Source organism: uncultured Rhodoblastus sp., from assembly GCF_903903185.1.
GTDB lineage: Bacteria > Pseudomonadota > Alphaproteobacteria > Rhizobiales > Beijerinckiaceae > Rhodoblastus.
Genome location: NZ_CAIUXT010000065.1, coordinates 1 through 13,425, shown reverse-complemented (window position 1 = coordinate 13,425; position 13,425 = coordinate 1). Strand labels below are relative to the sequence as shown.

Annotated in this window: 4 protein-coding genes and 1 pseudogene; 3 read left to right on the top strand and 2 right to left on the bottom strand. The window is 62.7% G+C overall.

What is annotated here, in order from left to right; all coding sequences use genetic code 11:
• Positions 1-1,353, bottom strand: a pseudogene (locus QZY01_RS05745) (CoA-binding protein); the annotation flags it as partial.
• Positions 1,354-1,486: 133 nt separating this feature from the next.
• A complete protein-coding gene (locus tag QZY01_RS05740) occupies positions 1,487-2,767 on the bottom strand; it encodes an ATP-grasp domain-containing protein (RefSeq protein WP_294534475.1) in 1,281 nt (426 codons plus the stop codon).
• 594 nt (positions 2,768-3,361) lie between these two features.
• Here QZY01_RS05740 and QZY01_RS05735 point away from each other — a divergent pair.
• The 3 genes from QZY01_RS05735 to QZY01_RS05725 all read left to right on the top strand — a co-directional run bounded on the left by QZY01_RS05735 (position 3,362) and on the right by QZY01_RS05725 (position 13,347).
• Positions 3,362-5,092, top strand: coding sequence for a cytochrome P450 (locus QZY01_RS05735; protein WP_294534472.1), 1,731 nt, complete (start codon positions 3,362-3,364; stop codon positions 5,090-5,092).
• Between the two features lie 558 nt (positions 5,093-5,650).
• The gene (locus QZY01_RS05730; RefSeq protein WP_294534469.1) at positions 5,651-12,691 is read left to right on the top strand and encodes a choice-of-anchor D domain-containing protein; all 7,041 of its coding nucleotides are present in this window, start codon (positions 5,651-5,653) and stop codon (positions 12,689-12,691) included.
• Between the two features lie 50 nt (positions 12,692-12,741).
• Positions 12,742-13,347 (top strand): PEP-CTERM sorting domain-containing protein, encoded by a 606-nt coding sequence (locus QZY01_RS05725; RefSeq protein WP_294534466.1) that lies wholly within the window; start codon positions 12,742-12,744, stop codon positions 13,345-13,347.
• Positions 13,348-13,425: the final 78 nt, after the last annotated feature.

Sequence of the window (13,425 nt, the reverse complement as noted above, 5' to 3'; positions counted from 1 at the left end):
GGCGCCGATTGCGATGTTCAGTAATTTTCGGGCGTTCTCCGGAATGATTCCATGGGCCAGCGGCAAAGCGAAATGGGTTTCCAGCGGCGACAACGCGAGGTCGAGGACGGTCCGTCCGTGAACGCTGGTCACCTGGGTCTCAGGATCCATCACGCTGGCGCCGGAAGCGTCCTTCATGTTCTGGCGCGGGATGACCGCCCCGATCTGTTTCGACAGATTCCGGATTTGCTCGTCATAGGGCGCGATAGGCGTCACTAGCGGGAGGGCCACGCCTTTCGGCAATATAAGGCCCTGATCATTGGCGATCCAGGGTTTGAGAGACAGATCGCCCTTTCCGGGAAAATCCGGGGCGATCCCGTTGAGCTTCATTACTGCCGTTAAAGCGGCGGGTATATGGCCGATATTGGTCACCACCGCACCGGCGGCGGTGGCGGCCGGAGCGTCGGGCGTAAAGATCGTTTCGACTCCGAAAAGCTTCAGGAACCACGATTCTTTATCCTCGGCCGAGTCTCCGGAACCGGACATCGCGCCGGCATGACCCACCGCGCGGGTCAGTTTGGATTTCCACCGCCCGACCACGCAGACGACAACCGGCTTGTCGAACTCCAGGTTGCGCTCATAGTAGCCGCCAGGTTCGCAATAGAGCACGGCTGCGGCGCTGCGAGGATCGTTTTTGAAAGCATGGGCGAAGTCGCGCGCCGCATAATGGATATAGACGTCCTTGCCGGACGAGACGAGGGTGGTGGTTCCCCACCCCTCCGTCGCAAGATATTGCGCGATGGTCGATGTGAAGCCACCCGAATTCGAGAAGATCGCAACCGATCCCTTCCGCAGGACTTCATTGGGATGATCGCCGCCGAGCGCGCCGCCGATGCGGACGCGATTCCAGGAATCGGCCACGCCAAGGCAATTGCCGCCGAAAATGTCTATCCCGTTCCCTTGGCCCAAAGCCCGGATTTCGCGCGCGTCATGCACCGAGACCTTTTCGGTGATGATGACAATCTTTTTCAATTCGCGATTGATGCGGATCAACTCGGCGACGCCGTCGCGGACGCCGGCGGGCGGCAGGTAGACGACGCCCGTGTTGAAGGTCTGGCCGTCGTTGATGCCCTCGAGAACGTTGTTGTAGACCGGTATGTCGCCGATCGGCGTCTCCAGAACCTGGCCCCGGCGTCCGGGCGAGGTGCCGAAAACGACATTGCCGCCGGAAAATGCGTGGCTGATCGGGGTGACCTGACGAGATTCGCTGCCAAGGATATTGAGAACGCAAACACGGTCATCTTTAGCGGCGATTTCGCTGAGGGAGTTGACGCCCAAATAATAGGGAAATCCCTCGAGTCCTCTTTTGAACATTTGTTTCGCTCCCTGATTTCGGACGGGCGTCTAGAGCGTTTTCAAGCGAAGCGGATACCGGTTCGCGTGAAGAAAACGCCTAAAAACAATAAGCGACAGCCCCCGATCCGATTCCGTCGGATCGGAAAAGGCTCTATGCGCTCTTTTCGAGACCGAGCTTTTGCGCAATCTCGGCGCGCCCGCCTTCTCGCATCCAGGTGTCAATCTGTCGGGCGTAGTTCGTCACTTCCGAAATCGCGCTGTCAAAGCCGAAGAAGCGAAAGGGAAGGCCGAGGCTGTCGCAATTCTCTGCAAGCGCCGCCATGCCCCGCACCAGGTTGGGGCCGCCGCGCGCGACCACGACATAGAGCGGTGTGGCTCCAAATTCGGAAAAATGTTCGCGCAAGGCGTCGCCCATCGCGCGGAACGTCTCGTAAATGTCGGTATTGTTGGCCTTGCCGCCGACGATGAACAGGACGTTTGTCTGTTTGAGCCAGTGCTTGAAGCAAATGCGCGCGACTTCCTTCATCTTGGCATAGGGAGGGTTCCCGCCGAAATCCGAGGAAATGATCGCCACGTCGCCGAGCAATTCGGTGACCAGGGAATTGGCGCCGCCGCCGAAAGTGGGCGCGAGAATAGACCCTTCACTATTGATGACGAAGACGTCCGACTGTCCCTGATAGGTCCGCAACTGATTGATTTCATGCTCAAACGCGGATGCGTCGAGCGAGAACAGGCTCCTGGGAAGATTGAGCCGATGCGCGCGCGGGTCGTCGCGATCGAAACCGCATTTGAAATCGCAGGCGACGGGGACGAGGCGCCCAAACTCATCCGGCCGCATGCGGATAGGATTGAGCTCTAACGTGGTCATTCCGTAGTGATGCAACAATTCCCAGAGCTTCGGTATGTATTGCACGAGCGGAGATATGATTTCTCGCGGCGCCTGGACACTGGTCAGCGCATTGGCGACGACGAAGGCTTTCAGTCCGGTCAGGGCGTCGAAAGGCACGCGGGCGATTTTCGAGGCCGGCACCTCTTCGATTTCCATGCCTCCGGAGGGGCTGAGCGTCATGGTAGGCGCGCGAAATTCGGTGGCGTCGGTCACCGAGAAATAGACTTCGTGCTCCGCTGCTACGGAGCTTTCGAACGTGACGCCATTCGCCTTTGAGACGCCTTGCGCCGTCTTCAATTCGGCAAAATAGAGGCGCTCCTTTTCGGCCAGCGCCGTCTTGACGTCTTTGGCGCTGCCGATCAGTCCGGCCTTTCCCTTCTTGCCGACGCCGCCCTTGAAGACGGGCTTGATAAAAATTTGCCCATGGCGGTCGATCAAATTCTGAATTTCATCTTCGGTGGCGCCGGGTCCGAGCACTTCGGAAGTCGGAAATCCCACATATTCAAGCAGTTGTGAGCCATAAAGCATTCCTGTGAGCTGCATTGGTCTCTCTATGGTTCGGTTGTCGTTTCATGGCGCCGGGGAGAGCGATCATAGACTACGTTTGGCGCTCGCGCGCCACCGTCTATTGAGAACGGAGTGGATAATGTTTTCGGGCCGTGGCGATCAGTGTTTGAAAGGCAATGAACCGAGGCCGTTCAGCTTATCGTAGAACCGGAAATTCGCGATGCAGACGCCGATGACGAAGAACTGGGGATATGGCAGTAACGTCGAATCCGCTCACTCCCTCCCCAAACTCGCAGTCTGGGGGCCAGAAAAACATTGCACGCGCGGCGCGGATGGTCCCAACCGCAGATAGCGGCCGCCCGAAGTGACGGCTGGGCGCCCGCTCGGCGCCAGGTCCGGTCATTGCCGGGCGCAATGAATAACCTTTAAAGCCGCTTCAAAGCGGACCTTCAACGGCTCTTCAATGGCTTGAGGCCAGAGTTCGACGGTTAACCGAACCGAAAGTCAGCGGGTCATCAAAATATTTTGATCTTTAAAAACATGACTTGGCCCGGCGCCCTGCTATCAAATGCAAGCGTTAAGGATGCGTCTTAAAGACGGAAACTAAGTTCGTCGCCGAAGAGGTAATTCATGAAAATCGCGTCTTTCACGCGCGTCGCTAATGTCTCGGAGCTTGTGGGGCCGGGGCCGTTCGCCTTGTCGGCGGATGGGGTCGATCTCGCCGTGGTTCATACGCAGGACGGGTGGCGCGCTTTCGAGGGACGCTGCCCGCATCTCGGAGCGCTGCTTGGCGAAGGAGAGATCGAAGGCGGTTATCTCGTCTGTCGCAACCACCGCTGGCGTTTCGATCTCGCCTCCGGCCAAAGGACAGGCGGCCCCGAGCGCCTGGCCTCCTGTGCGATCGTCGAGCGCAACGGAGCGATCTTCGCCGATGTCTCCAGCCTGAAGCACGGCGCCGAGAAGCAGACCGCGGCGCGCAAACTGCACGAACTGCCCGGCCCCAGGGCGCTGCCGTTTGTCGGGAACCTGCATCAGATCGACCAGAAGTCGGTTCATCTGGTTCTGGAGCGCTGGGCGGCCCGTTACGGGTCCGTGTACACATTCAGACTGGGACGCGACCGCGCTGTCGCGGTCAGCGATCCGCGCCTCATCGACCATGTGCTTCGTGAACGTCCCGAGGCGTTCCGCCGCTCCAGCACTCTGGATCGCATCCTGGTCGAAGTCGGCACGCGCGGTGTGTTCAACGCCGAAGGCGACGTCTGGCGTCCGCAAAGGAAGCTCACTGTCGCCGCGCTTTCCCAACGCCATCTTCGTGACGTTTACCCGCACATCAAGACGGTCGCCGAGCGCCTTCATCGACGCTGGCGCGGACTTGCCTCCGCAGGCGCCGACGCAGAAATTGTCGAAGAACTGAAACGCTTCACCGTCGACGTGACCATGCTGATCGTGTTCGGACATGACGCCAACACCGTCGAGCAGGACGGCGATGACATTACCGAACGTCTCTCGGTCCTCCTTCCCACGATCTCGCGCAGACTGTTCGCGCCTGTCCCGACCTGGCGCTTCCTCAGGCTGCCACGCGATCGACACTTCGATCGCTGCATTGCCGAAGTTCGATCCTGGCTTTCCCAATTGATCGCCGATGCGCGCAAACGCGCGGCGGCAGCCGCCGGCGAACCGGAAAGGTCGAGCTTTCTCGACGCGATGGTCAAGGCGACGGACGAGAACGGCCGCGCTTATTGCGACGATGTCATCGCCTCGAACCTTTTCATCTTGCTGCTGGCCGGGGAGGACACGACCGCCAACTCGCTCGCCTGGGCGATCCACCTCCTGGCGGATCATCCGGAGTGGGCGCGACGAATAGGGACCGAAGCCGACAGCCTGCTGCGCGACGCAATTGCGCCCGGCGACCTTGACGCGGCGAATGCATTGCCTGTCGCCAGCGCCGTCGCCAACGAGGCGATGCGGCTCAAACCCGTTGCGCCGGTGTTGCTGATGGAAGCGAACGTCGACACGAGCATCGCAGACATCGAGATTCCGCGCGGAACGGTCGTGGCCATCCTCTCGCGGCCTGCCGCGCTCACGGACGACCATTTTGTCGAAGCCCAGGCCTTCAGGCCTCAACGTTGGCTTGAGCCGCCCGACGGCGCGCACGACCTGAGCGCGCATATTCCCTTCGGATCGGGTCCGCGCATGTGTCCCGGCCGCGCCCTTGCCCTCGTCGAGATGAATACGCTGCTGGCCCTGCTCTACAAGAATTACGAAGTGGAGCGTCAGGGTCGTTCGGAGGATGTCCGGGAAGACTTTGGCTTCGTCATGTCGCCCACGGGCCTGAAAGTGCGACTGCGGCCTCGCGTTTGACGGCAGCGCCGAAAGGCAGGATCCGTCGTACGGCGCGAGCAGACCGGCGTCGTCTCTGAATGCGGCCGCGTGCGGACCGGAGGTCTTAAGACCAGTCTTAGCCATTCAGTCGAATTTACAGAGCGGGATCCCTTGCAGAGTATGTATGGTAGCGGACTAAGGTCCTTCAAATTTAGTGCTGGCGTTCTTTCGCGGCGGGCGCAACGATATGGGCAGATTAATCGGAAACCACCGCTAGTTTTCAGAGTCAGAAATTGAATATTTTCCTCGTCCAAAGCTAGATGCGGGAGTTATTTTGGCCCGACTACAGTGTACGTCAGGCGATATTCATGTCGGATTATTTTTATTATGCCTGGGGCGCGACATGGGGAGGCGTAAGGGCGGTTGTTGAGTTTTCGAGCTGGGCTCTTGGGGCGCTCGGCTTCGGGGGGCGTCCGTTACACAAGTTATCTCCAGTCGCGCAAGGCCGTATAGACCGCTGCTTGACCGGACCGCCTTTCTTATGTTTTTTCGGCGCGTCAGGCCGATTGAACCCAGTTTATCTCATTGGGGGTTTCGATGACCAAGATCACGTGGGGCGGAAATAGCGGCGATTGGAGCGACAACGCCGACTGGCAAGGAGGCGCCGCCCCGGGGGCGACGGACGACGTTTACCTCTCGGTCTCGGGCGGCTACACGGTCAGCCTGACCACACCCATTTCCGTCGCTTCGGTCACAATCAGCGACAGCGGCGCGGCGCTCTCGATTTCCGACCCGGGCCAGGTCGAAAGCGTAACCGGGGATTTCAGCAATTCCGGGGCCATATACGTCGACAATACCTATGGCGACGCGGGCGGCAGCACGCTGACAATCGGCGGGACGCTGACCAGCAGCGGCTACCTGCAGATCGGCGGCTACAGCGCGTCGGGGACGGTGAACGCGCAGGGGCTCGCCAACACCGGAACAATCGACATCATCAACGCCTCGACGCTCGACGTCACAGTGGGGACCGCGCCCTCGACCTGGACAGGCGTCCTCAACGACAGCGGTCTGCTGGAATATTCCGGGACGAGCCAGATCGCGTCCATCGCCAGCGGCGCGCAGATCAATCTCAGCGGCGCCGGCCGCGTCGCCGACGCCGGGATCGATCTTTCGACCAGCAGCGCGCTGGAGGGGCTTGCGAGCAACGCCGGGCAACTGGCGCTGGGATACGGCGACGCGGTCACGACGAACGTCGGTCTCAACAACACCGGCAATATTTATGTCGACAATACCTATGGCGACGCGGGCGGCAGCACGCTGACAATCGGCGGGACGCTGACCAACGGCGGCTACCTGCAGATCGGCGGCTACAGCGCGTCGGGGACGGTGAACGCGCAGGGGCTCGCCAACACCGGAAGAATCGACATCATTAATGCTTCCACGCTCGATGTCTCCGGCCCGGCGAGCAGTTCCGGCACAATCAACATCGGCGGATCGCTCGACGTCACGGGCGGAAACGCCTTCACGATCACGGGCGGCGCCACAAACGTCTCCGGCGCGCTCGCCGCCGCGACCATTGATATCACGGGCGGCTTGCTCGACTTCAGCGACGCGATCACCTCGGCCAGCGGGACCGGGAATTTCGAAATCGCCGGAAACGGCGTCCTGGATTTCGGCGCTGCGGTCGACGCCGGCCACGTCATCGACTTCACCAGCACCGCAGGCGTTCTCGACCTCGGCGCGCCGGGACAATTCGCCGCGACGATCGCGAACTTCTCCGAAGGCGACAAGATCGACCTTCTGCATACGGTCGTAACGGGCGTTTCCTACGCGAGCGGCGTGCTGACGGTCCTGAACGGCGCGTCGACCGTCGCGACGTTGAACCTGGCCGGGAACTATTCGAGCGCCGACTTCATCCATCCGTCCGACGGCAGCGGCGGAACCTATATCGAGCTCGCCCAGAACGCCGCGCAGGCGACGATCGAGAAGACGTCCGGTTCGGGAACGCTCACTCAAGGCGGAACGAACTACACGCTCGACTTCGGAACCGTCGCTTACGGTTCGGGGCCGCTCACCGCCAACCTCGAAGTGCTGAACAGCGGGCCGGCGCCAGCCGACACCCTGTCCGGCAGTTTTTCAGTCTCTGCGAATGCGGCTTTCTCGAACGCCGGTTTAAGCGCGTTTTCGAACGTCGCGGCCGGACAAGCCGACACCGCGCCGTCGATCACGTTCACGCCCGGCGCGGCGGGAACTTTCAGCGAGACGATCACCCTCTCCCCCGCGAGCGACAACGGCGCCGGCTCAACCCCGATCCCGGTAAAAACGCTCACCGTCACCGGAACGGTCGCCGCGGCTCCGCCACCCTCGACGCCCCCCGTGATCACCGCGCCGGGCTTCGACGTCGTCGGCAATAACATCGAGAGCCCTGTCGACGGCATCAGCGTCGCTCCGGGCGCGGGTATGCCCGCCGACACGCAGATTACGCTCACGCTCAGCGAAGCGAGCGGCGGCCTCGATTTCTGGTTCGCCAACGGCGCCGACGCGGCGTCCACCGAGGCTGCGTCGAATGTCACGCTGACCGGAACCGCAGCCTATCTCAATCAGATGCTCTCCGAACTCGTGTACACGGGCGGCGCCTCCTCGATCGCGGTCTCCGCGACGGAAGACGGCAAGACGTCGAACGCCACCGTTTCTCTCGTTTTGCCCACCACCAACGATCCGACCGAGCCGTATGCGCAGCCGGTCAGCATCCTGTTGCAGAACGGCTCGTCAGTCGTCGCATTCGGCGGCAGCACAGCCAATCCCGGCACGGCGGCGCTCTTGCAATGGGACCAGGGCGGCGCCGCTTATGTCGGAAAGGTCTATGTCAACCTTCCGCTCGTGTCCGGATACCCCTCGGTCATCGGGTTCGCCGGAACGGACGGCCTGAACGCGCCGATTGGCCTCGGGCTGGGCGCGAATGGTCAGCAGGAGCCCTTCTCTCCGGAAGTCGGCGCGTGGAGTGTCGCGCTCAACAGCGCCTCTATCCCTGTTCCGAACGCCGAGGACTATTCGCTCGGGACGGTCACCGACAGCAGCCCGCAGCAGCCGGACACCATCACGCTCACGTTCAATTCGACGCCTTTGGGTTCGCCCGCTCTGCCGGACCGCAGGGTCGTCGTGGTCTTCAACAAGCCCGGCGGAATCGAGATCGACGGCCCTGACGACGGCGACGATGGCGAGGACGATGACGGCGGCGATGGCGGCAGCGACGGCGGCGGCGACGGCGGAACCGCCGTGGGCGACATCCACCTCACGACCTATAATCACGTCTATTACAATTTCCAGGGGGAGGGCGAGTTCACCCTGGCGAAGTCAACGAAGCCAGGCGACGCATTCGACGTCCAGATTCGAACCCATCGATGGTTCAACAGCGCCGCGGTTTCTGTCACGACGGCGGTCGGTGTGGCGGTCGGCGGCGGACATCGCGTCACCTTTGAGGCGAACCGCGCCGACACGGTCTGGATCGACGGAAGCGCCGCCGGAGTGTCGGGCCTCACGCCCGGTGGCCCGGCGATCCATATAGGTTCAGCTTCACTGAAGCAGCTCACGCCAAATTCCTGGCAAATCACTTACGCGACCGGCGAATCCGCGACGGTGTCGAACTCCGGCAATTTCCTCAACGTCGACACCACATTGCCACGGTCGGCCGTCTCCGGGGCCTATGCAGGACTGCTCGGGAACGCGAACGGAAATCCCGCGGACAACTTTACCTTGCCCAACGGAACGGTCCTGACCCAGCCGCTTTCCTACACAGACCTTTACACGACCTGGGCCGACGCCTGGCGGCTTCAGTCGGGCTCCGCGACGCTCAGCTACGCTCTCGGCCAAACCGACTCGCTCTTCGATTATGGGGCCGCGCAGACGACGGCGACCTTCACCGACAAGAACTTCCCGAGCGACGCCTTGTCGCTCAGCGCTCTGCCGAACTCGGTTCAGCAGAATGCGCTAGCCGCGGCGGCGGCGGCGGGCATCACGGATCCGGCGGTCGCGCAAGGCGCGGCGCTCGACTATGCCTTGACCGGCGACCCGGCGTTCCTGGCCGCCGACAAGCAGGGCGCGACACAAGTCATTCTGTCGCCGGATCCGACGAACCCCAATGCGGCTCAGGCGGTCGGCGTGGCCGCTGTTTCGTCGCAGGTGACCGAAAACGCCTCCGGACCGACGCAGGTCAATTTTATCGTCTACCGCACGGGTTCGGATGTCTCGAACCCGGTTACTGTCAACTATGCGGTCGAGGCCCCGAACTCAGGCTATCTTGGCGCCAGCGACTTTGCCGGCGACGCGCTCCCGTCGGGTACGGTGACCATTGCCGCCGGCGCGACGAGCGCTTCGCTCGCCCTCTCGGTTACTGGTTCGGTCGGGAATACGCCTTCCGCGCAACTCGAGGTCGGGGTCAGCACCGACGCGGGCGGCCCGCCGGTTGTTGGCGCGACCGCGAGCGTCACCGTCGTCAACGCGAACGCTGTTCCGGGCGTCGCGGCCGAGCCCGCCTTCATCGATCGTTTTGGCGTCGGGACCTTCACGCAGGCGGGCTCGAACTGGACGCTCGCGCTCGGCACGATCTCGGTTGACAGCAACCTGCCGGTTCTGGCCCTGGAAATCGCCAATCTGGCGAGCGCCCCCGCCGATACGCTGTTTGGCGTTTTGCAGTCGAGCGGAAGCGGCTTGTCCTTCCAGAGCGGACTGCCGTCGATCGTGGGGCTCGTTCCAGGCCAAACTCAGGCTTTTGACGCGACCCTCAACACCAAAGCGCCGGGTCAAATCAACGAAACCCTGATTTTCAACGCGAATGAGCGGAACAGCAGCGGCTACTCGGCGGCGATCACGCCGATCACGCTGACGATCACAGGAAACGTCACGTCGGCGGCGGTGGCGGCGATCAACACCGCAAGCCCGATCGCCTTAGGCAATGTTCACGTCGGCGACGCGGCGACGAAGCCGCTGAGCGTCACCAATTCGGCGAACGCGCCTGCGGCCGGGCTCGACGCCACTTTCGGTCCGGCTCCGGCCGGCCTGAGCGCGACAGGCGCCATCAGCCAACTCGCCCCGCAGGGGGTCGATGCGAAAAATCTCAGCATCGGTCTGGACACGAGTTCGGCGGGCGCGAAATCCGGAACGATCAAGATCAATTTCGCTTCGGACACCGGCGGCGGCAAGTCGACGCCGCTGCCCAGCCAGACGATCGACGTCAACGGCTTGGTCTACCGTCTTGCCGCGTCCGTCATCGCGCCGCTTTCGACCGTCGTCCATGTCGGGGATACTGGAAGCGCAAACCTGTCGGTGAACAACGTTGCGCTCGCTGACGGCTACTCCGAGAACCTCGTCGCCTCGCTCGCGGGTTCGTCCGGCGCGATCACCGTCAGCGGCGGTTCAACGGGAGAAATCACCCCGCAAGGCAGCGACAACGACACGTTCAAGGAGACCTATTCGACCGCTCAGGCGGGCGTGCTTTCCGGCAGCGCGACCTTCAACATCGCGTCGGACGGCGGCACGGGCGCGGGCAGCATCGACGGGCTTGGCCAAACGACGCTCACGCAGCAGACCGCACCGCTTTCGGTCACGGTCAACAACTACGCCAATCCGGCTTTCGAACTGGTCTCAGGCGTTGGGTCGCTCAGCCGGAACGGGAACAGCTTCACGCTCGACCTCGGGACGATCTCCCATAACTCCGGGGCGTTGACCGTCGGCCTCGGCGTGCTCAACAATGTGACAGGCCCGGCGGATTTGCTTGCAGGCTTGCTCCAGGCCTCGGGATCGGCGTCCTTCAGCGCCAGCGGGCTGGACTCTTTCGCCGGACTCGGCGCCGGCCAAGCGGACACGGCGCCAAGCGTCACGCTGAACACGAACTCGACCGGCCAGCAGACAGAGACGATCACGCTGACGCCGACCGGGTCCAACGCGAGCGGCTATTCCGGAGCATTGGCTACGGAGACGCTAACCATCACCGGAACGGTCATCCCGGCGATTCCCGATTTGACCGTCGTGCAATATCTCGCCAACCCTTCGGCGGCCGATAGCGCGCCCGATGGATTCGACATCACGGACACCGCCGCCAAAGTATCGACGATCTTCGACGCGCTCAATGCCGACGCGCAACTTGACAAGATCACGTTGACCGATACAGGGACGCCAAGCCTGACGCTGACCGCCTCGCAGGCTCTCGACGACACGACGGCGCTCGGCAAGATCAACAACGCCAGTTATTTGATTGCGATCCTCGATACGGCGGCCGACGTCGCAGCCAAGCTCGACGCGCTTCAGGCGAACCCGCATGTGACGGCGATCACCCTGACCGACCCGTCCGACCCGCTCGCGGTTTCGGTCGCGCAGCTGACAAGCGACGCCGGGGCGCTGGGCGAGTTGACCAATGGCTACAGCCTCGCTGTCACCGGCAGCGCGGCGGCGATCGAGAGCGGCTTGCCGACTCTCACAGCCGATGCGAAGCACATTGGCTCGATCACGGCGAGCGACAGTCCCCCGAGCTTCTCGACGGCGATTTTCGTGGCCGATGAACCGACCCTCGACAAGATTGTCGGCGGCTTCGCGATTTCGGACACCGCAAAGCATATCCAGGACAATCTGCCGGCGCTGCTCGCCGACGCGAGCCATATCGACTCGATCGCGGCGAGCGGAACCGTCGGCGTTTCGGCGGCGACTTTCATCGCGGATCGAGCGGCGCTGGACAAGATCGCCGGTGGGTTCGGCATCGTCGACACCGCAGCCGACATCAAGTCTTACCTCGACTTCCTGAGCGATCCTTCGATCGTCGCGGTCACGATTTCAGACAATGCGGCGGTGGGCGCCAATGTCGCGCAGTTGACGAGCGACGCGGCGACGATCGCCGAACTTCGCAACGCCAATGGATCGGCCTACCAACTGGCGATCTCCGATACGGCGGCGAACGTCCAGAATGGCATCGCCACGCTCGCGGCCAATACACACATCGGCTCGATCACGGCGAGCGGCGGTCCCGCAAGCTTCTCGACGGCGATCTTCGCGGCCGACAAAGCCACGCTCGACAAGATCGTCGGCGGTTTCGGCATTGCGGACACGGCGGCTGACGTGTCGGGGAGCCTCGATGCGTTGCAGGGCGACGTGGCGGATATTGCCTCGATCAAGTTCTCCGACGCCTCCCCGCCCACATTGAACATCACTTCGGCCCAACTCGCGGCGGACGCGGCGGCGCTGGCCAAGATCGTCAGCCCCTATATTCTGGATGTCGCCAACGCCAGCGGCTCCAGCTCCTACGTCGGTTACGGCAATGGCCTCGTCTTCAACATCGGCGGCGGGACCACGAGCACGATCAAGGGCGGCGGCCTGAACGAGAGCTTCGTGTTCGGCGCCGGCTTCAAGACGGCGACGATCTCGGAATTCGCCACGCATGGCGGCGTCGCGTCGAACGACTCGATCTCTCTCGCGAAATCCGACTTCGCGAACTGGGCGACTTTGCTCTCGGACGCGCATACCGGGGCCGGCGGCAGCATCAGCTTTGTTTCGCAGACCTCGGGCGCGACGCTGACGCTCGCGGGCGTCTCGGTCGCCGCTTTCCAAAAGCCCGGGGCGCCCTATCAGAGCGAATTTTCTTTCCACGCTTGAGGAAAATCCCGGCGATAATGGCTTCAAATCTGGACTTGGGGGTAAGGAATATGAAAAAGACCACATCACTTGCGGCGGCCGCCCTGGCCTGCGCGCTGCTGGCGCCGCCGCAGGCGCGCGCGGCGATATTGCTCAACCTGACCGATCCGCCGGATCAGACGGACACCGCCTATTCCCTTGCTTTCACCGCCGCCGGTCCGCTCACCACGATCTCCATCGGCGGCTATCAAATTCTGGATTTCGAGCAAACCGCCAACATAGGCGTCTTTCTGAACGGCGCCGGGGCCAATTTGCTCGGCGCCGCCTGGACCTTGACGCCCGCCGCTCCCCTGTTCACGAACACGTTTACTTACGACGACGGGACGCCGGTTCCCGCTCTTGTTTTCGGGTCCTCGGGCGCGGGCGCCTACGACACCTACGCACAGACTTTCGCCACGACGGCGGGCCAGTCCTACAGCGTCAATTTTCTCTTCAGCAACGACCTCTTTGGCGGCGGCGCCACCCCGAGCGGGCTCCTGGTGACCGAGTTGTCTCCGCCCCCCGTCTCGGGCGGCATCCCCGAACCCTCGACATGGATGCTGATGCTGCTGGGGCTCGCGGGCGTCGGCTTTCTTGGCCGCCGCCAGACAAGACCGAGCCCGGCGGCGGTCGCCTGAGCGGCGGCGGCTGCGGACGTCCGGTCGCGGCGTCGACTTTAGAGGACGAGACTTCGGCCTTCGGGTCGAAATTCGGCG

Bases quoted from the DNA above. Each gene is read 5' to 3' on its own strand.
- QZY01_RS05735 (WP_294534472.1), top strand. From the start codon at position 3,362: ATGAAAATCGCGTCTTTCACGCGCGTCGCTAATGTCTCGGAGCTTGTG.
- QZY01_RS05730 (WP_294534469.1), top strand. From the start codon at position 5,651: ATGACCAAGATCACGTGGGGCGGAAATAGCGGCGATTGGAGCGACAAC.
- QZY01_RS05740 (WP_294534475.1), bottom strand. From the start codon at position 2,767: ATGCAGCTCACAGGAATGCTTTATGGCTCACAACTGCTTGAATATGTG.
- QZY01_RS05725 (WP_294534466.1), top strand. From the start codon at position 12,742: ATGAAAAAGACCACATCACTTGCGGCGGCCGCCCTGGCCTGCGCGCTG.